Origin of the sequence: Brevibacterium sp. FAM 24630, assembly GCF_049804075.1 — a bacterium.
Lineage (GTDB): Bacteria > Actinomycetota > Actinomycetes > Actinomycetales > Brevibacteriaceae > Brevibacterium.
In genome coordinates this window covers 19,020-42,743 of the sequence record NZ_JBNBZD010000020.1, presented here as the reverse complement: position 1 = coordinate 42,743, position 23,724 = coordinate 19,020, and the positions used below count along the sequence as shown (strand labels likewise).

The following is a 23,724-nucleotide window of genomic DNA, read 5'->3' as shown; positions in this document are numbered from 1 at the left end:
GGTGGGGCACCGTGACCGGGCCCGCCTCGGCGAGTCTTTGCCTTTGAAAACAGTCTGAGAAGCCAGCCATTGACCCAACTGGTCGTGATCACGGCTCGGCGCACCACGCTCAATTGCCTGCTCACATCTTCGTACGATCGGTACGTACGGCTATCATCAGTCCAGCGGCTGCTGGACTCGGCCGCGGTCCAAGTACTGAAGCAACTGGTCGACTCAAAGGTGTGGTCATGGCGAAGCGGAACGATCGGCCGACCCTGGCCACAGTCGCTGCGCGCGCCGGTGTGAGCATCAAGACCGCCTCCCGTGTCCTCAACGGGGAGAAGCATGTCGCTCAGGCGACCGCGGAGAAAGTCGAAGAGGCTGCCGCGGAACTCGGATTCCGCCTCAACCCCACGGCCCGCAGGCTGCGCGCCGGCGGGCGCTCACCCTATGTCGGTGTCGTCCTCTCCAGCGCCGACGACCCGTATCAGGCGAGGGTCTTCGCAGCGCTCGAGGCGGAACTCTCGGCCATCGATCTGCGCCCGGTGGTGACCGTGACCGGCGACGATCCCGACCGTGAGGAAACCTTCCTCGACGAGAGCCTCGCCAGCGACCTGTCCGGCCTCATCGTCGTGCGGTCCCATCCTGAAGCGACCGGAATCTACACCCGCGCCGCGTCCACCTCCGGCACACGGATCGTGTCTTTCGACCCCGGGGTCCGCGGCGAGGGGATCGGCATCGTCGCCGGTGACGAGATCGCCGCCGGATTCCGGGCCGCCCAACAGCTGCTCGACCACGGGCACATCGCCCTCGGGGTCATCGGTGATCACTCGACGAGCATCATCACCACCCGCCGGCTCGAAGGAATCCGCTCCGCATTCGCCGGCCGCCACGACGTCGGTTGGCGGGCCTACGTGCGCGAAGACGCCCATGACGAAGCGAGCGCGAAGAACGTCGTCGCCGCCTGGCTCGGCTCCCGCAGCGCCCCGAGCGCGCTCATCACCCTCTCGGGCACACTCACCCAAGGAGCCATCGACGCCTGCCGCCGACTCGACGAATGGCCGGCACTCGTCGGCATCGACGATTTCCCCACCGCCGAACTCCTCGACGTCACGGTCGTCGACCGTGATGTCGAGGCGATGGCCGCCGAGGCGGTCCGACGACTGCGGGGTGCGCACGGGAAGGACGACGGCCGCCTCGGCGACCGTGCCGGTGTACGTGGCGGCCGCCTCGGTGACGGGGGAGAAAAGGGACAAGATGTCTTTCCGGTCCAGGTCATCGCACGTGGCAGCGGTGAGGAACGACCTGAGGCGCGAGGAAGAATTCTGCCGCGAAACAGTTGACACCGGGGTCCGATCAGCGAATCATATTCATCAGCCTGACAACGTTGTCAGAATGATTGAAAGGTTCACAATGAGGCACAACCTTAAGTCCCACAGGAAGCTGGCCCTCTTCGGTGCCTCGGTCGCGATCGGCGCCCTCGCGCTCAGCGGCTGCGGCAATCAGAAGGGCCAGGGCAACGACGAAGCCGACAGCGGTTCCGGAGGCGACGGGGACGTCACCATCGCGCTCCTGCTGCCGGAGTCGAAGACCACTCGGTATGAGTCGCTTGACAAACCGAACTTCGAGAAGTACGTCGTCGAAGCCAACCCTGATGCCAAGGTCGAATACCGCAACGCCAACCAGGATGCGACTCAGCAGCAACAGCAGGTCGAAGCCGCGGTGACCGAAGGCGTCGACGCCATCGTCCTCGACCCCGTCGACGCCTCGGCTGTGGCCTCGGCGCTGTCGAAGGCTGAAGCGAAGAAGATTCCGGTCATCGCCTATGACCGCTTCTTCGACGGAGCCGACTACTGCACCTCCTTCGACAACAAGAAGATCGGCAACCTGCAGGGACAGGCCGTCCTCGACGGACTCAAGGATGCCGGCGTCGATCCGAAGTCGGGACCGGTGTGGATGGTCAACGGCGACCCGAAGGACCCGAACGCCGCGGACTTCAAGGCCGGTGCCGAAGAGACCCTCAAGGGCGCGGGCGTCGACATCGCGGCCAGCCACGACACCCTCGACTGGAACCCCGACGACGCTCGCCAGTGGGTCGAGGGCCAGCTGCAGGGCAAGGGTGAGGAACCGATCGCGATCTACTCGGCCAACGACGGCACCGCCGGCGGCGTCATCGCCGCGACGAAGAAGGCAAAGGTCGATCCGGTGATCACCGGCCAGGATGCCGAGGTCGACGGACTGCAGAACATCCTCAAGGGTGACCAGTACGCCACGATCTACAAGTCGATCCCACCGCAGGCCGAATTCGCCGCTGAAGCCGCGATCGCTCTGGCCGGCGGTGAGGATGTCGATGCGGGCACGACGTACAAGGACACCCCGACGGACTTCGTCGAGGCGAAGGTTGTCACCAAGGACAACATCAAGGACATCGTCGGTGATCAGATCAAGGCCTCCGACATCTGCTCCGGAAACGTCGAGAAGCTCTGCGACGAAGCAGGCGTGAAATAACCCGTGCGCAAAGCCGCGCGCAAGGCCCGACCTCGTGCCGGCGACCACCTCGGTCGCCGGCCGGCGAGGTCATCGACAGCGACAAGTAGGAACAGATGACATCTGAGACACCCGAACCGGCTCCCGCAGAAGCGTGGGCGCCGGGAAGCGGAACGGACACCGTGCTCGAACTGCGCGGAATCAACAAGCGGTTCGGCGCCGTCCAGGCTCTGACCGATATCCATCTCACCGTCGGCCGCGGCGAAGTCGTCGGACTCGTCGGCGACAACGGTGCCGGCAAATCGACCTTGATCAAGGTCATTGCCGGAGTCCACGGTGCTGATGAGGGCGAACTCCTCATCAATGGGGCGGCGCAGAAGTTCTCCTCGCCGAAGGATGCGCAGAAGGCCGGAGTGGCCACCGTGTTCCAGGACCTCTCCCTGTGCGAGAACCTCGACGTCGTGGCCAACCTCTTCCTGGGGCACGAGAAGACCCGCAGCGGAGTCCTCGACGAGGTGTCCATGGAAGCGAAGTCCTGGGAGCTGCTGCGCAGCCTGTCGGCGAAGATCCCGAGCGTGCGCGTACCGATCGCCGCCCTCTCCGGCGGTCAGCGGCAGACGGTCGCGATCGCCCGGTCCCTCCTCGGCGAACCTTCGCTGGTCATGCTCGATGAGCCGACTGCGGCGCTCGGTGTGGCGCAGACCGCCGAGGTGCTCAACCTCATCGAACGGCTCAAGGAACGCGACCTCGGGGTGCTGCTCGTCAGCCACAACATGGCCGATGTGCAGGCGGTGTGCGACCGGGTGCACGTGCTGCGTCTGGGCAAAGACGCTGGCGACTTCCCGGGAGACGAACGCACCGATGTGCTCGTGGCAGCGATCACCGGAGCCAGCGACAACGTTGTGACCAAACGCGCAGCACGAAGGGGTGAGCGTCGATGACCCGCAATTCCTTCATCACCGATGAGCGGATCTCGTCCGAAGGCATCGTCAGCACATTCATCCGCCGCGTCAAAGAGGGCCAGCTCGGGTCATTCCCGGTCATCCTCGCCCTCGTCGTCATCGTCATCGTCTTCCAGACCGCCGACAGCAATTTCATCTCCCCGGCCAACCTCGTCAACCTCTCGACGCAGGTCGCATTCCTCGCGATCCTGGCACTGGGCATCAACCTCATCCTGCTGCTCGGCGAGATCGACCTCTCGCTTGCGCAGCTCGGCGGCCTGGCCGCCTCCCTGCTCGGTGTGCTCGTGGTCAGGCAGGGTGTGCCGCCGGCGATCGCGCTGATCATCATGCTGCTGCTCGGCCTCGTCGTCGGTGCGATCCAGGGATGGTTCTTCGCCGTCGTCGGCATCCCAGCCTTCGTCGTGACCTTGGCCGGCCTGCTCGCCTTCACCGGTCTGACGCTGACGACCCTGGGTACACAGAAGAACCTGTCGATGTCGGACACCTTCGCCTTCGATTTCGCCAGCTACTACTTCCCGGCGGTCTGGGCCTATGTGTTCGGGGCGATCGCGATCATCGGCTTCGGAGCAGGCATCATCTACTCGAAACTGCGCCGTCACCGCGAGGGACTCAATGCACCGAGCTGGACCTCGGTGATCGTGCGCATCGTGCTGCTGACCGCGATCGTGTTCGGGTTCCTCGTCCTCGTCAACCAGGACTTCGGCCTGGCGATGCCGTTCTTCCTCATGATGGTCATCGCCATCGGCATCGATCTCGTGCTGCGCAAGACCCGTTACGGCCGTTCGATCTACGCCGTCGGCGGCAAGGTCGAGGCGGCCCGACGCGCCGGCATCCGAGTGACCTGGGTGCGCATCAGCGTATTCATGGCCGCCGGCGTGCTCGCAGCGCTCTTCGGCTTCGTCAAAACCGGTGTGACGACGAACGCCGGATCGACGCTGGTGAGCACGCAGGACCTGCTCAACGCGATCGCCGCAGCCGTCATCGGCGGCACCTCGCTCTTCGGCGGCCGCGGAACCGCGTGGGCGGCCGTGCTCGGTGCGCTGGTCGTCGGCGCCATCAACAACGGCCTCTACCTCATCGGCTTCAACTCCGATGCGCAGCAGATCATCACCGCGCTCGTCCTGCTCACCGCCGTCGTCATCGACGCACTCAGCCGCCGCGGCCAGAGGTACGTCGGCCGCGGTTAGCCGAGAGCCGTCCGTCCTCGGGTATGGTCCGGCGGTCAGGCGTCGGAGAGCAGACTCGCTTCGACTGCCGGAGTGATCGGGTCTCCCGCGCCCGTGGTGATGAGCCGGTGAAGGCTGTCGTGGGCATTGCGCGTCCACCCCTGTGCGCAGCCCTCATGGCAGGCCAGCATCGGGGTCAGCCCCACATGGGTGAAGGTCAGCTGGGCACCGGAGCCGGCCGGTTCGATGTCGAAGCGCACGGTCGTCCCGGCCCATTCATCGACGTCCTCACCCGCTCCGAAACGATTGTCGAGGATCCTCCAAACGACGCGTTCGCCGGGGACGAGTTCGGTGACCTGCACGCGAGTGGTGTGGATCTGCGGCACCGTATAGACGAATTCGCCGAGGCGGTCGGTCGCGCCGTCGATGCGCTGCGACCACCAGCCCCGCACATTCGTCACGGCGGCGTAGACCTCCTGCGGTGACTGCGGCACCTCATAGGTGAAGGTGAAATCCGACGATGACATTGCGTCGGGCGTAGATGTGGGATGTGCTGTGGTCATGGCGAGGCTCCTTTGCCGTTGTCTGCCGATCGCAACTTGTATCAAACAAGTTGGTGAAGTGATGATCCCACGCCTGATTTCATCATGCAAGTATCAAGGTAGAATCATTCTCATGCTGGGCAGAACGTATGACAACGAAGTGTGTTCCATTGCGCGCTCGCTCGAGATCGTCGGCGAACGGTGGAGCCTGCTGATCATCAGGAATGCGCTGTTCGCGGGAGTCACCCGCTTCGGTGACTTCCAGAAACGGCTCGGAGTGGCGACCAATGTGCTCACGACCAGGCTCGATGGCTTCGTCGAGGCGGGGATCATGTCCCGGGACTCGGGGTCCGGCGGGGTCGAATACCATCTCACCGACAAGGGGCGTGATCTGCGCGGAGTGCTCATCGCGTTCACCGACTGGGGCGATCGTTGGCAAGCCCCTGCCGGGCGGCCGATCATCTACCGGCACGATGACTGCTCGGGTGAGGTGCATAGTTCGATCCGCTGCGATGCCTGTGGTGAGGAACCTGACGCCGTCACCGCCTCGAAGGGTCCGGGCATGCCGGAGGAGAAGTGGTCGCACCGAACTGACTGACACAGGCACCCGATACGAATGGGTGCTGGCAGGTGCCGGGGTGGAGCTGAGGGGTCGCCCGTGTCCGACGGGGCTGATAGAGTCGAAGCCAATGACATGGGGTGCCTCATGACGTTCCGCTCGGGCCGAGAAGTCCACGCGGAGTTCGGCGAGGCTGAGAGAACACCCATCGAACCTGATCTGGGCCATACTAGCGAAGGGATCGTCATGGTTGACTTCGACCTGCGTTCTGCCAATGCGCGACTGCGTGCAAGCAATCCACTCATCCAATGCATCACGAACACCGTCGTGCAGCAATTCAGCGCCAACGTGCTCCTGGCCATCGGTGCCTCCCCGGCGATGCTCGACCACGAAGCCGACGCCGGGCAGTTCGCCGGCATCGCCAGCGGCGTCCTCATCAACTTCGGCACCGCCTCGAACCACCAGCTGCTCGCCGCCGATGCCGCCATCGACGTCGCCAACGCGGCCAGCAAGCCCTGGGTCCTCGATCCGGTGAGCGTCGGGGCCGTCGACTTCCGCACTTCCCGCATCCGTCGTGCCGCCGCCGACCACCCGACCGCCATCCGCGGCAATGCCTCCGAGATCGCCGCGCTGGCCGGAGTCGGCCTCGGCGGACGCGGAGTCGACTCCACCGATGACGTCGATGCGGTCCTTCCCGCCGCCGCGAAGCTGGCCCGAGAAACCGGGGCGATCGTCGCAGTCTCCGGACCCACGGACGCGATCGTCGCCCACATCGACGGCGCCGACCATGTCGCCCGCATCGCCGGCGGCCACGAATACATGCCGCTGGTCATCGGCACCGGCTGCTCGCTCGGAGCCGTCACCGCCGCCTACCTCGCCGCCGCCCGCGGTGGACTCGCCGATCCCGACGCCGACGCCTCGGCGGTGAACGCATCGGAACACACCACGAGCGGTGAGGCCGCCTCGGCGAGGTTCGAAGCCGTCGTCGCCGCCCACGCCCACTTCGCGGTCGCCGGCGAAGACGCCGCCGAGGGAGCCAAAGGACCGGGCAGCTACTCGGTGAACTTCCTCGACGCACTCCACAGCGTCGACGGCGACCGGCTCGCACATGCCAGGGTCAGCCTCGACGCACTCGCCGCGGACGAAGGCGCGCGGGCATGACCGCCGGATCCGCGCACATCACCGACGATCTGTGCAACGCGGCTGACACCGACCGCTTCGTCGGCATCGACACCCGCCTCTACCTCGTCACCGACTCCGCCCAGTGTGAGGCGGCCGGTCGCACCGTTGCCGAGACGGTCCAGGCCGCGGTCTCCGGGGGAGTCGGCATCGTCCAGGTCCGCGACAAAGACATCGATGACGGCGAGTTCTACTCGCTCGCCCGTCAGGTCATCGCCGCCGTCGACACCGCCACCCGCGGCACCGACCGCATCGTGCCCGTCGTCCTCAACGATCGCGTCGAGGTGGCCCGCCGCCTCATCGACGAGGGCGAGACCATCCACATCCACGTCGGCCAGACCGACACCACCGTCACCGAGGTGCGCGCCGCTGTGGGGGAGGCGCCGCTCATCGGTCTCTCGGCCGCCACCAGCGCCGAATTCGCCGCCGCCCGGGCCACCGGCGTCGTCGACCTCGTCGGCATCGGTCCGGTCTATGACACCACGACGAAGGCCGACGCACCCGACGGCATCGGACCCGACCGCCTCGGCGAACTGGTCGCAGAGGCCGGCATCCCCGCCGTGGCGATCGGCGGAATCACCGCCGACCGAGCTCCTGACCTGAGCGGACGCGGGCTGATCGGGATCTGCGTGGTCTCGGCGATCTGCCTGGCCGATGATCCGAAGGCCGCCGCCGAAGACCTGCTGTCTGCATTCGCGGGACGCGATCACGACGGCCGCGCGGACAGCGCAGGCAGCACCGCCGGCGGCCAGGCATGAGCACGCGCCCGCCGATCACCCTGACCATCGCCGGCACCGACCCCAGCGGGGGAGCCGGAATCCACGCCGACCTCAAGACCTTCACCGCGCGCAAGACCCTGGGCACGAGCGTCATCACCGCCCTCCTCGCCCAGAACACGCACGGGGTGTCTCGGGTCTACCCGATCGACGATGACTTCGTCGCCGACCAGTTCGACTCCGTGCTCGAAGACATGCCCGTCGACGCCGCGAAGTCCGGGATGCTCGGCGGCCGATCCCTCGTCGACCTCGTCGTCGCCCGCGCCGCCGAAGGCCTGCTGGGCTTCTACACCGTCGATCCGGTAATGATCGCGACCTCGGGCCATCGCCTCCTCGAGTCTGACGCCGTCGACGCGGTCCGCACCCACCTGCTGCCCGTGGCCGACCTCATCACTCCCAACCTCCCCGAGGCGGCCCTGCTCCTGTCCGAGGACGAACCCGAAGCGCAGACCCCCGACCAGATGCGTGACCAGGCGCTTCGCCTGCTCGAACGTGGGCCCGGCGCCGTCCTCCTCAAGGGCGGGCACGGCAGCGACGGAGACGTCACCGACATCCTCGCCACCCGGGACGGTTCGGTCCGCGAGTTCACCCACCCCCGCGTGGCTACCGCGAACACGCACGGAACCGGGTGCACCCTCTCGGCCGCAATCACCGCCGAGGTGGCCGTCCTCGGCCGTGAACGCGCAGCATCGGCGAACGGGGGCGCGGGAGCGGCCGTGACCGGCACCCCCGAGATCGGGTCCGAGCTCCTCGGCGATGCTGTCAGCAATGCCCTGGATTTCCTCGCCCGGGCTCTCAGCTCGGCCGCGGGCTGGCAGGTCAGCCTCGACTCGGATGGGGCACACGGACCCGTCGACCATCAGGTCGACATCGTCCGCGGGCAGCCTTCCTGACCGACCGCTCACCGCACGGTCGGGCACCCCATCTGACCAACACGAATCACAACCGCACGTCACACGAGTACATAGGAGTTCCCATGACCGTCGATTTCTCTGCCGGACCCCAGACCGCTCAGCTCTGGGACCGTGTCCGCCCCATCATCGAACAGATCGAAGACCTGCCGTTCCTCGCCCAGCTCGCCGACGGCAGCCTCGACGTCACGGCGTTCACGAACTACATCATCCAGGACGGCATCTACCTCAACGGCTACGCGAAGGCGATGTCCTTCCTCGCCGCAAAGACCGTCGACCGCGACGAGTCACGCTTCTGGGCCGGCTCGGCAGCCGAGGCGATCACGGTCGAGGAAGGCATGCACGAAGAGCTGCTCGCCGATTCGCGACTGGCGGCCGCACATGCTGAACTCACCGGCGGCAGCGCGGGCGCCAAGGCCTCACCGACGGCGCTCGGCTACGTCTCGTTCCTCATCGCCACGGCCGCCAGCCGCTCCTACGGCGAAGGCGTCGCCGGAGTGCTGCCGTGCTTCTGGGTGTACGCCCACATGGGCAAGGTGCTCGTCGAGCAGGCCGGTCAGATGGCCGATGACCACCCGTACCGGACCTGGGTGCAGACCTATGACTCACCGGAGTTCGACGAATCGACCCGTCATGCCGTGGTCATCCTCGAACAGGAACTCGCGAAGGCCCCGGACGAGGAGGCGGCACGGATGCGGGCGGCGTTCGAACAGGCATGTGTCTACGAACTGCACTTCTGGGCCTCGGCACACGCGATGCAGAACTGGGACGCCTCCGTCTTCCTGCCGCAGGGCGGGCTCACCTCGGCGGGCTGAGCCGGCGGACGAGGTTGATGAGAGCCGCGGCGGTGATGATGAGGAAGACGCCTGTGGGAATGAACGTCATCCCCGTCGGCATCGTCGCCCCGCGCCCTTCGCGCATGATCATCACAAGCACCGACGTCAGCAGCAGTGCCAGGGCGCCGCCGGTGATGCGCATGAACTGCATGAGGCAGTCATAGAGGTAGGTGTGCTCGCCGCTGTTCAGCCAGTAGTCCTTGAACGGGATGTTGATGATGGAACTCGGAAGCTTCTCCCAGATCCAGCGGCTCGAGAAGAGCAGGGGAAGACCGACGCCGATCGGCACGAGCCAGCCCAGCGTGCCCGCCTTCGACGACCAGTCGTCGGGCTGTCCCGAGGAATCGAAGTGGCTCGCGACGGTGTCCGGAGCCTGAACCCAGAACCAGACGGCGAAACCGATGAACACGAGGACCGAGACGACCGCGAACACGAGCGCAGCGAACTCGCCCATCGGGGACCGGCGCGGATTCGGAGAGGAGGACGTCACCCTGTCACTCTAACAACAGGGACAGTCCTGTCGATCAGCGGCAGGCGCGAGCGACAACTCAGGCGCGAGCCGAACCCGAAGGATCCTCAGGGTAATGGGTGATCGGTCCGAACGACCCGAGCGCATGCCATCCGCGGCGCAGCGTGGTCCACAGGAGCACGTGGTCGACCTCCATGAGAGGGACGCGATCATGTCTCGGGCAGGCGTATCGCCCGATGAAGAACACGATCGTCGAGAACATCACGGCAATCATGAATAGAATCAGCAGATCCATGGTGGCCCCCTCACACCCGGTACGAATGCGTGATCCTATTTTCTCCCCGACGAGCAGATAATGATAGGGGCGTCTCGCCTGGTGAGTGTGAGAGTGGACACAATCACGTGTAGCTGACGGCGAGGCTCTCGGCGGCTTCTGCGACAGCCAGGGCAGCGGCCCGACCCTGGTCCGCTGTGATGGTCGATGGGAAGGTGAAGCGGACGCTGGTCTGCGCGACGTCGGCCTCGATGCCCAGCGCAGTGAGCACATGCGAGGCCTCATCGGACCCGACCGCGCAGGCCGATCCGCTCGATGCCGTGACACCGAGGCGCTCGAGTTCGAGGAGGACGGCCTCCCCGGAGGTGTTCGAGAAGCAGAACGACGCGTGGTTCGGTGTCCGTGCGTCCGGACTGCCGGTGAGGAAGGCGCCCGGAACCGCTGCCAGGATCGCGGCGATGAACTCATCGCGGATGGCTCGGACACGGGCGGCGGCTTCGGTCCGCTCCGCCTCGGCGAGTTCGAAGGCGGTGGCGAAGGCGACGGCAAGGGCCACGTTCTCCGTGCCCGAACGGCGTCCCGCCTCCTGCCCGCCGCCGTGGATGAGCGGTTCGACGGGAACGCGGGCGCGGATCGCGGCCACTCCGATGCCCTTCGGCGCCCCGACCTTGTGCCCGGCCAGCGTGAGCGCATCGACGCCGAGTCCGGACAGCGGCAGCCACCCGGCGGCCTGCACCGCATCCGTGTGGAAACGGGCACCCGCCTCGTGCGCGGCCGCGGCGAGAGCCGGGATGTCAGCGACCGTTCCGATCTCGTTGTTCGCGTAGCCGAGGCTCACCAGCGTGGTGTCCGGACGGATGGACTCGGCCAGGGCCTCGGGCGTCACGGTCCCATCGGGGTGCAGGTCCACCTCGGTGATGGTGAAGCCGTGGACGCGAGAGAGGAACTCCGCCGAGGCGAGCACCGCCTCGTGCTCGATCGCCGAGGTGACGATATGTCGCCGAGGCGGCCGTGGGGTCCCGTCCGACTGGCCCTGCGTCTGTGCGCCGAGGGCGATGCCGAGGATCGCGAGATTGTCCGCTTCCGTGCCGCCGCTGGTGAAGGTGATGTCGGTGGCCCGCATCCCCAGGACCGCGGCGACGCGGGACCGGGCATCGGCGAGGGCCTCGGCGGGCCCGCGCCCGAATTCGTGGTGGCTCGACGGGTTGCCGAAGGCACCGGCCAGGTACGGCCAGGCTGCCTCGAGGGCCTCCCGCCGCACGGGAGCCGCGGCCGCGGTGTCGAGGTAGAGGCGTCGGCTCATCTCAGTTCCCCGCAGGATTCGTCAGCACGAGGTCGAGACCGAGATCGATCGAGCGGACACTGTGCGTCAGCGCCCCGGATGAGATGACGTCGACCCCGGTGGCGGCGATCTCAGGGATCGTGTCGAGAGTGACGTTGCCGCTGGCCTCGACGACGGCGCGACCGCTGATGAGTTCGACTCCCTCGCGCAGCTGGGCCGGGGTGAAGTTGTCGAGCATGATGATGTCCGCCTCACCTTCGAGCACCGCGGGCACCTGGTCGAGGCGGTCGACCTCGACCTCGATCCTCGTCGTGTGCGGCAGGCGGGTGCGGGCCTGTCGAATCGCCTCGGCGACGCTGAGTCCCTCGCCGGTGAGGACGGCGAGATGATTGTCCTTGGCCATGACCGCATCGGAGAGCCCGAACCGGTGGTTGTGCCCGCCGCCGCAGACCACCGCATGCTTCTCGAAAGCCCGCAGGCCTGGAGTGGTCTTGCGGGTGTCGACGATCCGCGCCCGACCATCGGCGGCATCGACGAAGCGCCTGGTGACAGACGCGATTCCGCTCATCCGTTGGCAGAAGTTCAGGGCGATCCGCTCGGCCTGCAGCACCGCTCTGGCGGGGCCGGAGACCGTGGCGAGCACCTCACCGGCCGTGAAGGCGTCACCATCGGCGGCGTGCAGCTCGATGGCGACGGACGGATCGACGAGGGTGAAGGCGCGGGCGAAGACGTCGATGCCGGCGAGCACCCCGTCCTCGCGTGCCCGCAGATCGGCCCGCGCCGCGGCGCCGGCCGGGATGAAGGCCTCCCCGGTGATGTCGCCCCAGGGGGCGTCCTCATTCAGGGCGAGGCGGAGCGCGGAATCGATGGTCGCGGCGGTCAGCATGCGGCGGCCTCCTCAAGCAGGCGGGGCGGGGTCGGGTCTGTGGCGGCACCGGTGGGCCGGGTGCCTTCGGGTGGCGGGCTCGAGAGCGGGGCATCGGTGCGAGTATGCGCCCCGAGGCTGCGGTCACGGGCCAGCGCATGATGAGCCATGTGCTCGGCGATGAGAGTGAGATTCGTGGTTTCGATGCGCTCGACGATCGTGGTGTGCCGGCGCGGATCGGCGGTGATCTCCGCTCCGGGGGCGACCACTTCGTGCTCGCGGTCCACCGTGCCGGCCCGGTCCGGAGAGACCTCGCCGAGGCGGCCGAGCAGGGTGCGCAGACCGGCCGCGGTGCGCTCCACTCCCAGATGATCCCAGGTCAGAGCCTGCAACTCGGGGCGGGTGAGGCCGGCGAGGCGGGGGAGGCCGGGCCGGTGTTCTGCGGACCCGACGGCGTTCGGGCGATCCGTGTCGATCGCATCGGCCGTGCGAGCGCCGAAGACCGCACCTTCGAGCAGCGAGTTCGAGGCCAGGCGGTTCGCGCCGTGGACCCCGGTGCAGGCGACCTCGCCCACGGCGAAGAGGCCCGCGATGGTCGTTCGTCCCTCGAGATCGGCGCTCACCCCGCCCATGAAGTAGTGAGCGGCCGGGGTGACCGGAATGAGGTCTCGGGACAGATCGAGACCATGAGCGGCGAGGCCGGCGGTGATGCTCGGGAACCGGGCGGCCGCCTCGGAGACGGCCCGGGCATCGAGGACGCAGGGCCGACCGTGCTGAGCGGCCGACCGTCGGTGCAGGGCGAGGGCGACGACATCACGGGAGGCGAGCTCGGCCCGCTTGTCGATCTCCGGCATGAACCGGCGGGCCTGCTCGTCGAGGAGGAGGGCACCGGCGCCGCGGACGGCTTCGGAGATGAGGAACCCGGGACCGGCCAGAGCGGTGGGATGGAACTGGAAGAACTCGAGGTCACGGGCCTCGGCGCCGGCACGGAGGGCTGCGGCCAGGCCGTCACCGGTCGCCGCATCCGGGTTCGTCGTGTGGGCGAAGAGCTGCCCGGCACCGCCGGTGGCGAGTACGACGGCATCGGCGCTCAGTCGTTCGAGACGTCCGTCCCGAAGCACGGTGATTCCGGAGGCGCGGATGGGGCAGCCCTCGCGCTCGCCGGTCGTGGAGATGTCGACGAGCATGGTGTCTTCGAGCAGGCGGAGCCGCCCGGCGGCCGCCTCGGCGCGGGTGGCGGCCGTGAGCGCGGAGGCGATCTCACGGCCGGTGGCGTCCCCGCCGGCGTGGAAGATGCGGGCGAAGGAATGGGCGCCTTCCATGCCGCGCGCCCAGGCTCCGGTCTCGTCCCGGTCGAACTCGACACCGGCGGCCGCGAGAGTGAACAGCGCATCGGCACCGGAGGAGCACAGCACCTCGACGGCCTCGTCGATGCAGTGCCCGGCACCGGCGGTGAGCGTATCGGCCACATGGGAGGTGACGGTGTCATCGGGGCCGACGACCCCGGCGATCCCGCCCTGCGCCCACGCGGTGTTCGACTCACCGAGGCTGCCCTTCGTGACCACGGTGACCTCGTGGCGGCCGGCCAGACGCAGGGCGCAGGTGAGACCGGCGATCCCGGAGCCGGCGATGATGACGCGGCTCATCAGATCCGCGGCTTCGCGGCGAGCATCCGTTCCAGGGACACACGGGCGGGATCGGCCACCTCGGCGTCGACGGAGATCTGGTTGACGACCCGTCCGGCGATGAGCGATTCGAGCACCCAGGCGATGTAGCCGGGGTGGATGCGATACATCGTCGAGCACGGGCAGATGACGGGATCGAGGCAGAAGATCGTATGCTGCGGGTGCTCGGCGGCCAGCCGCTGGACGAGGTTGATCTCGGTGCCGATGGCGAATGTCGTCGGTTCGGTCGCCTCGGCGATGGCCCTCGTGATGTACGCGGTCGACCCGGACTCATCGGCGGCGGCCACGGTCTCGCGCGGGCATTCGGGGTGGACGATGACGCGGACATCCGGGTGCTCGTTCCGAGCCTTGTCGATCTGGGCGGGAGTGAAGCGCTTGTGCACGGAGCAGAAGCCCTGCCAGAGGATGACGCGGGCGTCGGTGAGCGTCTGCTCGTCATTGTTGCCCAGCGGACGGGCCGGATTCCACAGCGGCATCTCATCAAGACCGATGCCCATGTTCACGGCGGTGTTGCGGCCGAGGTGCTGGTCGGGGAAGAACAGGACGCGCTGCCCGCGTTCGAACGCCCACTCGAGCACCACCTCGGCGTTCGACGAGGTGCACACGATGCCGCCGTTGCGGCCGCAGAAACCTTTGATCGCGGCCGAGGAATTCATGTAGGTGACGGGGACGACCGGGACGCGGCCGTGCTCATCGGGTTCGGTGCCGAAGACCTCGGCGAGCTGTTCCCAGCAGTCCTCGACCTGATCGATCGAGGCCATGTCCGCCATCGAGCAGCCGGCGGCGAGGTTGGGCAGGATGACCGACTGGTTCGGCTGCGAGAGCAGGTCGGCGGTCTCGGCCATGAAGTGGACGCCGCAGAAGACGATCGCCTCGGCCTCCGGATGGTTCTGCGCGGCCCGGGCGAGCATGAACGAGTCGCCGATGTAGTCGGCGTGCTCGACGACCTCGACCCGCTGATAGTGGTGGCCGAGCAGAACGACGCGATCGCCGAGGCTCTCCTTGGCCCTGCGGATGCGGTCATCGAGCTCTTCGGCGGAGGCCTGCTTGTATTCCTCGGGGATCTCACCCTGACGTGGGGCGGCGGCCGGGATCGTGTCGGCCAGCGAGGCGCCGGGACCGTAGCCGGGGCGTTCGTCGACGTCCCACGGGGCATCGAGCAGCTCCGTCGAACACATGTCGTCGTTGGCCCCCGTGGCGGAGATGTCCTTGAGGGTGAGTTCGATCGAGGCTGTCGTAGTCATCATCGTCCTTCGCTGTGGTGGGCTGCGGGTGCGCGAGGAGCGCGAGACACCGCCCGACATGTTTTGCGCACTTGTGCGTTTAATTGTTTGCGCAGATTTGAGCTTAATCCCGTCGCTGGTCAATGCACAACTCCGTGCCGGTCGTGTCGCGGGCGGCGGAGCGGGCCGAGTTCTGCGTGGAGGTGCTGTTGCCGGGGGCTTGTGATAGCCGTGGGGCAGGGGATGGCCTAGGCTGTGGTCTGGCTCGCAATCCGAGCCGATGTGCACTGCGGTGGTCGCCCCGTGAGAGTGACCGAGGCTCCTCACCGGAGCTTCGGGCTCGACCCGCCCGCGCCCGCACCGACGACATCGCATATCCGAAGGATCCTCATGCCCGACGCGGCACACCCGAACCAGCAATCGTCCACATCATCCGCCGAGGAACCGGCTCCGTACGGAGGTCAGTCGACCCCGTCGGGAACCGGGCGAAGCGGCGCTCCCGCGGCCCCGCCTCGGCGAATCCGCACTCTCGATCTCATCAGAGCCAAGTCCGCGGGCCGGCGGTGGGCGATGCTGACCAGTTACGACCAGTACACGGCTGCATTGTTCGAGCAGGCCGGCGTCGAGGCGCTGCTGGTCGGCGATTCCGCGGCGAACAACGTCTACGGCCACGCCACGACCCTGCCGGTGACCGTCGACGAGCTCATTCCCCTGGCTCGTGCAGTCGCCTCGGCGACGACGCGCGCACTCATCGTCGCCGACCTGCCCTTCGGCAGCTATGAGATCTCCGACGAACAGGCCGTGGCCACGGCTGTGCGGTTCATGAAGGAAGCCGGAGTCCACGCGGTCAAACTCGAAGGCGGGGCGCGCATGGCCTCGCGGATCGCGGCGATCACGGCGGCGGGCATCCCTGTCATGGCGCACATCGGCTTCACCCCGCAGGCCGAGCACAACCTCGGCGGATACAAGGTCCAAGGTCGCGGGGAGGCGGGCTCGGCGCTTCTCGACGACTCCCGCGCGGTCGCCGCTGCCGGAGCGTTCTCCGTGGTCATGGAGATGGTCCCGTCCGCCCTGGCCGGGCAGGTCACCGCCGAACTCACGATCCCGACCATCGGCATCGGAGCGGGCGCCGACTGCGACGCGCAGGTGCTCGTGTGGCAGGACATGGCCGGGCTGAGTACGGGGCGGGCCCCGCGCTTCGTCAAGCGCTATGCCGACCTGCATTCCGTGCTCACCGAGGCGGTCGGAACCTATGTCGACGAAGTCCGGTCCGGGATCTTCCCCGAACCGGAGAGGGGCTTCGACTGATGGAGGTCGGAGGCATCCAGGCGCTGCGTCGGTGGCGGTCCGAGCAGACCGGGCGCATCGGCCTCGTGCCGACGATGGGCGCCCTCCACTCGGGTCATCAGGCGCTCATGGCCCGCGCCCGGGCCGAATCCGACCTGGTCGTGACCTCGATCTTCGTCAATCCGCTGCAGTTCGGCGCCGATGAGGACTTCGTCCAGTACCCGCGCCCGATTGAGGCCGATCTGAGCAAGTGCGAGGAGGCCGGGGTCGACTTCGTCTTCGCTCCTGCCCTGGCCGAGATGTATCCTTCCGCGCCCGAAGTCCGCGTCGTCGCCGGGCGCATGGGCGCGGTGTTCGAAGGTGAGGCCAGGCCCGGTCACTTCGACGGAGTGCTCACGGTCGTGGCGAAGCTGTTCAACCTCATCGACCCCGATGTCACGGTGTTCGGGCTCAAGGACATCCAGCAGTTCGTGCTGGTCAAGAGGATGATCGCCGACCTCGACTTCGATATCGAGCTCATCGGTCTGCCCGTCATCCGCGACGATGACGGGCTGGCGATGTCGAGTCGCAACGAATACCTCTCCGGGGTCGACCGCGACCGTGCCCTGGCGATTCCGCGGGCCCTCGACACCGCCGCCGAGGTGGCGGCGGGTTCGTCGACGGGTGCTGGGGGACTGCCCGGCGCCGTCGAATCGGCGGCCCGTGCCGTCCTCGAATCGGCGACCGAGCGCGGGATGCTCGAGATCATCTACCTCAGCCTCGTCGAGGCGGCGACACTGCGGCCCTGCCCCGACGACTTTCGGGGATCGGCCCTGCTGCTCGTGTCGGTGGATGTCGGCGGCACGCACCTCATCGACAATCTGCCCCTGGAATTCTGAGCCGGGCCGCAGGGAATGCGCCGTTCCGACGACCGGGGATGGCCACTCAGATCGGGATTGCGATGACAGCGATGCCGATGACGAACAGGATGAGGGTCGAGGCCGCCTCGATGAAGAAGTCGGCGCTGCGGTGCGCCATCGCCGAGGCGGCCAGGCTCGCCATGCACGCGAGCACGAGCTGATAGGCCAGCAGCACGCCGACGATGAGGGCGATGAGCACCGCATAGTCGACTCCGCTCGGCGACGCGGGCACGAGGGTGGGCAGGATCGCGAGGAAGAACAGGCCGACCTTCGGGTTGCTCAGCGAGGAGATGATGCCGCGGCGATAGGACACGAACGAGCGCAGGTGACCCCAGGCGGTCGACTCCACGGCGGTGGCGATCTCGCTGACCGGGCCGTCGAGGGGCGATTCGGGTGGGTCCGTCTGGTCGGCTGTGGACTCGGAGGTCGCCGAGTCCGCATGCAGTTCGCGACGCAGGCGCAGCGCCTGCCGGCCGGCGAGGAATCCGAGGAAGCAGAGGTAGAGCCCGCCGCCGATCTTGAGCACCTGGACCGCGGCGGGGTAGACGGTGAGCAGGGCGGAGACTCCGGTCAGCGCGAGGGCCATCCAGATCACGGTTCCCGTGGCCGTGCCGAGGGCATAGACCAGTCCGGCCTTCCGCCGCAGGGACGACAGGCGGATCGTGAGGATCGTCTCGGGTCCGGGCGTGACCGCCAACGCGGCGGCGGCGCCGGTGATGGTGAGGATCTCGGGTCCGGTCACGGCTGTCCTCCTGATGCAGTGGGGTGAAGCGAGCCCCGCGGGTGGGGAGACGCATCTCCTGGGGCACGTCTCCATTGTCGGGGGTGCCAACAATCGGGAAAAGCAATTGATCGTGAACGAACATCAGGCGATACCGAATGGTTTCCGGCTACGATGCACGTATGTGGGATCTCAACCGGCTCCGGATCTGGCGCGCGGTCGTGGCCACCGGGTCTGTGGTCGCGGCCGCGAAGAACCTCAACTACACGCCGGCGACGGTCAGCCAGCACATCACGACCCTGCAGAAGTCCGTCGTCGCACCCCTGTATCGGCGGTCGGGCCGCGGCATCGAGATCACCGAGTTCGGTCGGCGGCTGGCCGAGGAGTCCGGGGAGGTGTTCACCTCGGTGGCCAGACTGGACGACCTCGTCGAGAATTTCCGCAACGTCAGCCGTCCCCGACTGCGGATCGCCGCATTCACCTCGTTCAATGCTCGGCTGCTGCCTGGGATCATCGAATCCGTCGCCCGCGACCACCCGAACCTGCGCTTCGACATCCAGCTCAACGAACCGGCGAAGAATCGGCGCAGTCACTGCCTCATCGAGATCCGGGCCGAGGTCCCGCAGGGCGGGGAGACCCGGCTGCCGGAGATGACGCGGATTCCGCTCTTCGACGATGACTACCGGGTTGTGGTCTCCGAGCGGCACGAATTCGCGGAACTGGCGACCGTGCCGTTCAAGGATCTCGAGGACCAGCATTGGGTCGACTACGACATGTGGGCGGGCCCGTCGAGCAAGGTCGTCGACCATGCGTGCGCGGCGGCCGGTTTCGAGCGCAAGAGCTTCGCGGCCTGCGAGGACGACTTCGCCGCGCTCGCCCTCGTTGCCTCGAATCTGGCGATCACCGTGCTGCCGGGACTCTCGACCCTGCAGCTGCCGCCCGGACTCGTCGCCGTCGACCTCACCGATCCCGTGCCGATGCGTCGGGTCGTCATGCATGTGCGCGAACGGGAGGCGCACCTGCCGCATGTGCGCGCCTTCGTCGCGGCCGCCAAGGACGTCGTCGCCGCCCACCTCCCTCCCAGAACTACCTGACGACGGCCCAGCAACCTCGCGCGAGGTTGCTGGGCCGTCGTCAGGTAATTCTGGGAGGGGAGACGTTGCGTTCCTCATAGTGGGCTGAGACCTGGGCCAGAGGGTGGTGGGATAGGCTGTTGGCGTGAGTTCTGAAATCGAAATCGGCAAAGGCAAGCGCGGCCGTCGCGCCTATTCGCTCGACGACATCGCCATCGTCCCCGCTCGGCGCACCCGCGACCCCGAAGACGTGTCTCTGAGCTGGCAGATCGATGCCTACCAGTTCGACCTGCCCTTCATCGGCGCCCCCATGGATTCGGCGATGTCGCCGGAGACCGTCATCGCCCTGGGCAAGTTCGGCGGACTCGGTGTGCTCGACCTCGAGGGACTGTGGACCCGGTACGAGGACCCCACCCCGCTGCTGGCCGAGATCGCCCAGCTGCCCAGCGAAATGGCGACCTCTCGGATGCAGGAGCTCTACTCCGCACCCATCCAGGCCGAACTCATCACCGCTCGCCTCGAGCAGATCCGCGAGGCCGGAGTCACCGTCGCCGGAGCGCTCACCCCGCAGCGGACGCAGGAGTTCTACAAGACCGTCGTCGATGCCGGTGTCGACATCTTCGTCATCCGCGGCACCACGGTGTCGGCCGAGCACGTCTCGACCCACACCGAACCGCTCAACCTCAAGCAGTTCATCTACGAACTCGATGTGCCCGTCATCGTCGGCGGTGCCGCCACCTACACCGCGGCTCTGCACCTCATGCGCACCGGTGCCGCCGGCGTCCTCGTCGGTTTCGGCGGGGGAGCGGCGGCCACGACCCGCAAGACCCTGGGCATCCACGCCCCGATGGCCACCGCCGTCGCCGACATCCACGCCGCCCGCCGCGACTACATGGACGAATCCGGCGGACGCTACGTCCACGTCATCGCCGATGGTGGGCTGGGCACCAGCGGTGAGATCGTCAAGGCCTTCGGCGTCGGCGCCGATGCCGTCATGCTCGGCACCGCTCTGGCCCGAGCCACCGAGGCTCCTGGGCGCGGCATGCACTGGGGTGCCGAAGCCCACCACCCGGACCTGCCGCGCGGTCACCGGGTCGAACTCGGCACCGTCGGCAGCCTCGAGCAGGTGCTCTTCGGGCCCGGCCGCACCGCGATCGGCGAACTCAACCTCGCCGGTGCCCTGCGCCGCGCTCTGGCCACCACCGGCTACCTCGACCTCAAGGAATTCCAGCGCGTCGACGTCACCGTCTCGCCCTACCAGACTGGCTCGGTGGTCTGAACTGTTCCGCCTGGCTCTGACCCCCAAATGGTTGGGGTCCCTGCTCCTCGTCCTGGTGCTCGTCACCTGCTTCGTCGGTCTCTCCGCATGGCAGGTCGACCGGGCCCAGCACAAGAACGAGGTCGCGGACTCCGCCGGCATCGACGAGGTCAAGGACTTCAACGAGGTGATGGATGCCCAGGCCCCGATGCCCGGCATCCTCGCCGACCAGCGGGTCAGCCTGACCGGCCACTGGATCCCCGACGCCCAGGTCGTCGTCCCCGGCCGCATGCAGGACGATGAGTCCGGGTACTGGGTGGTCACGATGTTCGCCCCCGACGACGCCCACCTCGGCGAGGGCGTCAGCGCCGCAGGCGCCGATGAGAAGACGATCGCGATTCCGGTCGTCCGCGGATTCACCACCGACGAGGATGCCGCCATGTCCTCGCGTGCGAAGCCGGGCGATGTCGAACTCACCGCCCGGATCGGTCCGATCGAAGGGCCGGAACCCGGCAACGACCTGCCCGAGGGGCAGGTGCGCACGGTCTCGACCTCACAGATCATCAACATGTTCCCCGATCTGCTCACCTATTCCGGCTTCCTCATTCCCGAGAAGGCCGACGGGGCGGCCGCCTCGGTGGGCACCGATGGGCTCGCCCAGGTCCCGACCACGACGACCCGCGATGAGGGCGGATTCGATCTGCAGTCGGCGGTGTACGCCATCGAATGGATCATCTTCGCCGCCATGGCCCTCTACATGTGGTTCCAGCTGCTGCGCGACGACTTCGTCCGGCGCCGCCTCGGCGAGGATTCTCAGGATCCGGAGAACCGGGTCGAGTATGTTGTCGTCAAGCCCGCCGGCTCCTCGGCCATCGACCCCGAGGTGATGTCGGGCCTGACCGGACTGCCGGCCCACCGCCACGGCGGGAAGAAGCCCGGGAAGAAACCGGGGAAGAAGCCGGGGAAGAAGCCCGGATCGGCCACCGATACGAGCACGACCGCAGACACCAGCAACACCGATACCCGCACGACCGGAGGAAACTGAGCGTGAGCGAAGAACACGAGTCCTTGGACTCCCGCCCCGACTTCGATGAGTCGAACGTGTGGAGCGTCAAACGCTTCACCTCGGCGCGCAATGCGCTGAAGTTCTACCGGGTGATGGCATTCATCACCGGTACGATGCTGCTCATCCTCACGGTCGAGATGATCTACAAGTACCTCATCGCCGCGGACTCGGCCACGGCCCTGAACTTCGGCGGCTTCAACCTCGCCGCGGCCATCGCGATCTGCCACGGCTGGTGCTACGTCGTCTACCTCATCGGCTGCTTCTGGCTCAACCAGCAGATGCGCTGGAGCCTCGGCCGTTACCTCATCCTCGCGCTCGCCGGCGTCGTGCCCGTGATGTCGTTCATCCTCGAACGTCGTATCCACCGCCAGGTCGACGCGGAACTCGAAGCCGCCGTCGTCGTCGCTCCCAAGAGCTGAAGGGCGCGCGAAACCCCGAATTCGGGTGTCGCCTCGCCGGCGCTTAGAATTGGAGCATGACGCAAACCCAGAGCACGCAGGTGCCCCCTGTCCTCGTCGTCGATTTCGGTGCCCAGTATGCCCAGCTCATCGCGCGCCGCATCCGCGAAGCGGGCCTGTACTCAGAGATCATCGCCCATGACGCTCCGGCGTCCGAGTTCGCCGCGAAGAACCCTTTGGCCATCGTGCTCTCCGGGGGACCGTCGAGCGTCAACGATGAAGGTGCCCCGAGCTTCGACACCTCGGTGTTCGACCTCGGCATCCCGACCATGGGCATCTGCTACGGGTTCCAGCTCATGTCGACCAGCCTCGGCGGTCGCGTGGCGAAGACCGATAAGCGCGAATACGGCTCGACCCCACTGTCGGTGACCGACACGGGGTCGCTGCTGGCCGAGACTCCGGGCTCCTACAAGGTCTGGATGTCCCATGGGGACTCCGTCGCCGAGGCGCCTGCCGGCTTCGACGTGCTCGCGTCCACCCCGGACACCCCCGTGGCCGCCTTCGAGTGCCCGGAGAAGCGGTTCGCCGGTGTGCAGTGGCACCCCGAGGTCCTCCATTCGGAGAACGGGCAGAAGATCCTCGAGAACTTCCTCTTCAACGTCGCCGGTCTCGAAGCCGACTGGACGAACGCCTCGGTCATCGACGAACAGGTCGAACTCATCCGCGCCCGCGTCGGCGACAAGAAGGTCATCTGCGGTCTGTCCGGAGGCGTCGACTCCTCCGTGGCCGCCGCCCTCGTCCACAAGGCCATCGGCGACCAGCTCACCTGCGTCTTCGTCGACCACGGTCTGCTGCGTGAGGACGAGAGGAAACAGGTCGAGCAGGACTACGTCGACTCGATCGGCGTCCGCCTGGTCACCGTCGATGCGCGTGAGCAGTTCCTCTCCCAGCTCGCCGGAGTCACCGACCCGGAGGAGAAGCGCAAGATCATCGGCCGCGAGTTCATCCGCACGTTCGAGAACGCCGCCGCGGACCTCGTGCTCGAAGCCCAGGAGGGTGAGGGTGAGGACATCGCCTTCCTCGTCCAGGGCACCCTCTACCCCGACGTCGTCGAGTCCGGCGGCGGATCGGGGACCGCGAACATCAAGAGCCACCACAATGTCGGCGGCCTGCCCGACGACATCCAGTTCCAGCTCATCGAACCCCTGCGTGCCCTGTTCAAGGACGAGGTGCGCGCCATCGGCCGCGAACTCGGCGTGCCCGAGGTCATCGTCTCTCGCCAGCCCTTCCCCGGACCGGGCCTGGGCATCCGCATCATCGGCGAAGTCACCGAGGAGCGTCTGGCCATCCTCCGCAGGGCCGATGCCATCGCCCGCGCCGAGCTGACGAAGGCGGGCCTTGACGGGGAGATCTGGCAGTGCCCGGTCGTCCTCCTGGCCGATGTCCGCTCCGTCGGCGTCCAGGGAGACGGCCGCACTTACGGCCACCCCGTCGTGCTGCGCCCGGTCTCGAGCGAGGACGCGATGACCGCGGACTGGACGCGCATCCCCTACGATGTGCTCTCCGTGATCTCCAACCGCATCACCAACGAGGTCGACGACATCAACCGCGTCGTCCTCGACGTCACCTCGAAGCCCCCGGGCACCATCGAATGGGAATGATCGTCGGCCCACCGATCGTGTGATCGTCGCAGGGAAGCCTGGGACCTGAACAGGGGATCACGCGAACGGTGGAGGCATCGCCGAGGCAACCTTGAGGACCCCCGGATTCCGCCCCTGAACACTGTTCAGTTACAGTGGTGGGGAACCTGGGGTCGCCTCGGGTATT

24 protein-coding genes and 1 riboswitch are annotated in these 23,724 nt (G+C 67.3%); of the genes, 16 read left to right on the top strand and 8 right to left on the bottom strand.

Annotated features, from left to right (window positions below; genetic code table 11):
* Positions 1–227 precede the first annotated feature (227 nt).
* The 4 genes from ACPUD7_RS13950 (at position 228) to ACPUD7_RS13935 (ending at position 4,615) form a co-directional block, all read left to right on the top strand.
* Entirely contained in the window at positions 228–1,322 is a 1,095-nt protein-coding gene (locus tag ACPUD7_RS13950; RefSeq protein ID WP_135540310.1) for a LacI family DNA-binding transcriptional regulator, read from the top strand.
* Between the two features lie 70 nt (positions 1,323–1,392).
* Positions 1,393–2,487: a substrate-binding domain-containing protein gene (locus tag ACPUD7_RS13945; protein ID WP_425120242.1), complete on the top strand. Its 1,095-nt coding sequence runs from the start codon at positions 1,393–1,395 to the stop codon at positions 2,485–2,487.
* Positions 2,488–2,582: 95 nt separating this feature from the next.
* Positions 2,583–3,407, top strand: coding sequence for an ATP-binding cassette domain-containing protein (locus ACPUD7_RS13940; protein ID WP_135540305.1), 825 nt, complete (start codon positions 2,583–2,585; stop codon positions 3,405–3,407).
* A complete protein-coding gene (locus ACPUD7_RS13935; protein ID WP_135540302.1) occupies positions 3,404–4,615 on the top strand; it encodes a sugar ABC transporter permease in 1,212 nt (403 codons plus the stop codon). The genes ACPUD7_RS13940 and ACPUD7_RS13935 overlap by 4 nt, the downstream gene beginning before the upstream one ends.
* A gap of 35 nt (positions 4,616–4,650) precedes the next feature.
* Here the strand turns inward: ACPUD7_RS13935 and ACPUD7_RS13930 are convergent, their stop codons facing one another.
* Positions 4,651–5,157 (bottom strand): SRPBCC family protein, encoded by a 507-nt coding sequence (locus ACPUD7_RS13930; RefSeq protein ID WP_135540300.1) that lies wholly within the window; start codon positions 5,155–5,157, stop codon positions 4,651–4,653.
* Between the two features lie 112 nt (positions 5,158–5,269).
* Here ACPUD7_RS13930 and ACPUD7_RS13925 point away from each other — a divergent pair, with 112 nt between their 5' ends.
* The 5 genes from ACPUD7_RS13925 (at position 5,270) to ACPUD7_RS13905 (ending at position 9,376) form a co-directional block, all read left to right on the top strand.
* A complete protein-coding gene (locus ACPUD7_RS13925) occupies positions 5,270–5,734 on the top strand; it encodes a winged helix-turn-helix transcriptional regulator (protein WP_135540298.1) in 465 nt (154 codons plus the stop codon).
* Positions 5,735–5,821: 87 nt separating this feature from the next.
* Positions 5,822–5,954, top strand: a riboswitch (TPP riboswitch).
* Entirely contained in the window at positions 5,942–6,856 is a 915-nt protein-coding gene (gene thiM / locus ACPUD7_RS13920) for a hydroxyethylthiazole kinase (protein ID WP_135540295.1), read from the top strand. Its footprint overlaps the riboswitch before it by 13 nt.
* Positions 6,853–7,632, top strand: a complete 780-nt coding sequence (gene thiE / locus ACPUD7_RS13915) for a thiamine phosphate synthase (protein WP_135540292.1) — start codon at positions 6,853–6,855, stop codon at positions 7,630–7,632. Before thiM ends, thiE begins: the two co-directional genes overlap by 4 nt.
* Positions 7,629–8,543 (top strand): bifunctional hydroxymethylpyrimidine kinase/phosphomethylpyrimidine kinase, encoded by a 915-nt coding sequence (gene thiD, locus ACPUD7_RS13910; RefSeq protein ID WP_425120241.1) that lies wholly within the window; start codon positions 7,629–7,631, stop codon positions 8,541–8,543. Before thiE ends, thiD begins: the two co-directional genes overlap by 4 nt.
* Positions 8,544–8,626: 83 nt before the next feature.
* Positions 8,627–9,376 carry a TenA family protein gene (locus tag ACPUD7_RS13905; protein WP_135540288.1) on the top strand — a complete coding sequence of 250 codons (750 nt, stop codon included), beginning with the start codon at positions 8,627–8,629 and terminating at the stop codon, positions 9,374–9,376.
* Here ACPUD7_RS13905 and ACPUD7_RS13900 read toward each other — a convergent pair.
* The 6 genes from ACPUD7_RS13900 to nadA form a co-directional block, all read right to left on the bottom strand.
* A complete protein-coding gene (locus tag ACPUD7_RS13900) occupies positions 9,360–9,887 on the bottom strand; it encodes a DUF1648 domain-containing protein (RefSeq protein ID WP_240689867.1) in 528 nt (175 codons plus the stop codon). The two genes, ACPUD7_RS13905 and ACPUD7_RS13900, sit on opposite strands and share 17 nt — an antisense overlap.
* 58 nt (positions 9,888–9,945) lie before the next feature.
* Entirely contained in the window at positions 9,946–10,161 is a 216-nt protein-coding gene (locus tag ACPUD7_RS13895) for a hypothetical protein (RefSeq protein ID WP_135540285.1), read from the bottom strand.
* A gap of 103 nt (positions 10,162–10,264) precedes the next feature.
* Complete coding sequence (locus ACPUD7_RS13890) at positions 10,265–11,443, bottom strand: cysteine desulfurase family protein (protein ID WP_135540283.1); 1,179 nt, start codon at positions 11,441–11,443, stop codon at positions 10,265–10,267.
* 1 nt (position 11,444) lies between these two features.
* Positions 11,445–12,308 carry a carboxylating nicotinate-nucleotide diphosphorylase gene (gene nadC, locus ACPUD7_RS13885; protein ID WP_425120240.1) on the bottom strand — a complete coding sequence of 288 codons (864 nt, stop codon included), beginning with the start codon at positions 12,306–12,308 and terminating at the stop codon, positions 11,445–11,447.
* On the bottom strand, positions 12,302–13,933 hold the full coding sequence (gene nadB / locus ACPUD7_RS13880; protein WP_425120239.1) for an L-aspartate oxidase: 1,632 nt from the start codon (positions 13,931–13,933) through the stop codon (positions 12,302–12,304). Before nadB ends, nadC begins: the two co-directional genes overlap by 7 nt.
* On the bottom strand, positions 13,933–15,216 hold the full coding sequence (gene nadA / locus ACPUD7_RS13875; protein WP_425120238.1) for a quinolinate synthase NadA: 1,284 nt from the start codon (positions 15,214–15,216) through the stop codon (positions 13,933–13,935). Before nadA ends, nadB begins: the two co-directional genes overlap by 1 nt.
* A 369-nt stretch (positions 15,217–15,585) precedes the next feature.
* Here nadA and panB point away from each other — a divergent pair, with 369 nt between their 5' ends.
* The gene (gene panB / locus ACPUD7_RS13870) at positions 15,586–16,503 is read left to right on the top strand and encodes a 3-methyl-2-oxobutanoate hydroxymethyltransferase (protein ID WP_135540274.1); all 918 of its coding nucleotides are present in this window, start codon (positions 15,586–15,588) and stop codon (positions 16,501–16,503) included.
* Entirely contained in the window at positions 16,503–17,360 is an 858-nt protein-coding gene (gene panC / locus ACPUD7_RS13865) for a pantoate--beta-alanine ligase (protein WP_135540272.1), read from the top strand. The genes panB and panC overlap by 1 nt, the downstream gene beginning before the upstream one ends.
* Positions 17,361–17,406: 46 nt before the next feature.
* Here panC and ACPUD7_RS13860 read toward each other — a convergent pair whose 3' ends face one another.
* Entirely contained in the window at positions 17,407–18,123 is a 717-nt protein-coding gene (locus tag ACPUD7_RS13860) for a LysE family translocator (protein ID WP_240689864.1), read from the bottom strand.
* Between the two features lie 161 nt (positions 18,124–18,284).
* On the opposite strand from ACPUD7_RS13860, the gene ACPUD7_RS13855 reads away from it, so the two are divergent.
* From ACPUD7_RS13855 to guaA, 5 genes are all read left to right on the top strand, one after another.
* Positions 18,285–19,196 (top strand): LysR family transcriptional regulator, encoded by a 912-nt coding sequence (locus ACPUD7_RS13855; RefSeq protein ID WP_425120237.1) that lies wholly within the window; start codon positions 18,285–18,287, stop codon positions 19,194–19,196.
* Positions 19,197–19,320: 124 nt separating this feature from the next.
* On the top strand, positions 19,321–20,454 hold the full coding sequence (locus ACPUD7_RS13850; protein WP_425120236.1) for a GuaB3 family IMP dehydrogenase-related protein: 1,134 nt from the start codon (positions 19,321–19,323) through the stop codon (positions 20,452–20,454).
* A gap of 31 nt (positions 20,455–20,485) precedes the next feature.
* Positions 20,486–21,478 (top strand): SURF1 family protein, encoded by a 993-nt coding sequence (locus tag ACPUD7_RS13845; RefSeq protein ID WP_135540261.1) that lies wholly within the window; start codon positions 20,486–20,488, stop codon positions 21,476–21,478.
* A 2-nt stretch (positions 21,479–21,480) separates the two neighbouring features.
* On the top strand, positions 21,481–21,918 hold the full coding sequence (locus ACPUD7_RS13840) for a DUF3817 domain-containing protein (RefSeq protein ID WP_135540259.1): 438 nt from the start codon (positions 21,481–21,483) through the stop codon (positions 21,916–21,918).
* A gap of 56 nt (positions 21,919–21,974) precedes the next feature.
* Positions 21,975–23,558: a glutamine-hydrolyzing GMP synthase gene (gene guaA / locus ACPUD7_RS13835; RefSeq protein WP_135540257.1), complete on the top strand. Its 1,584-nt coding sequence runs from the start codon at positions 21,975–21,977 to the stop codon at positions 23,556–23,558.
* Positions 23,559–23,724 lie beyond the last annotated feature (166 nt).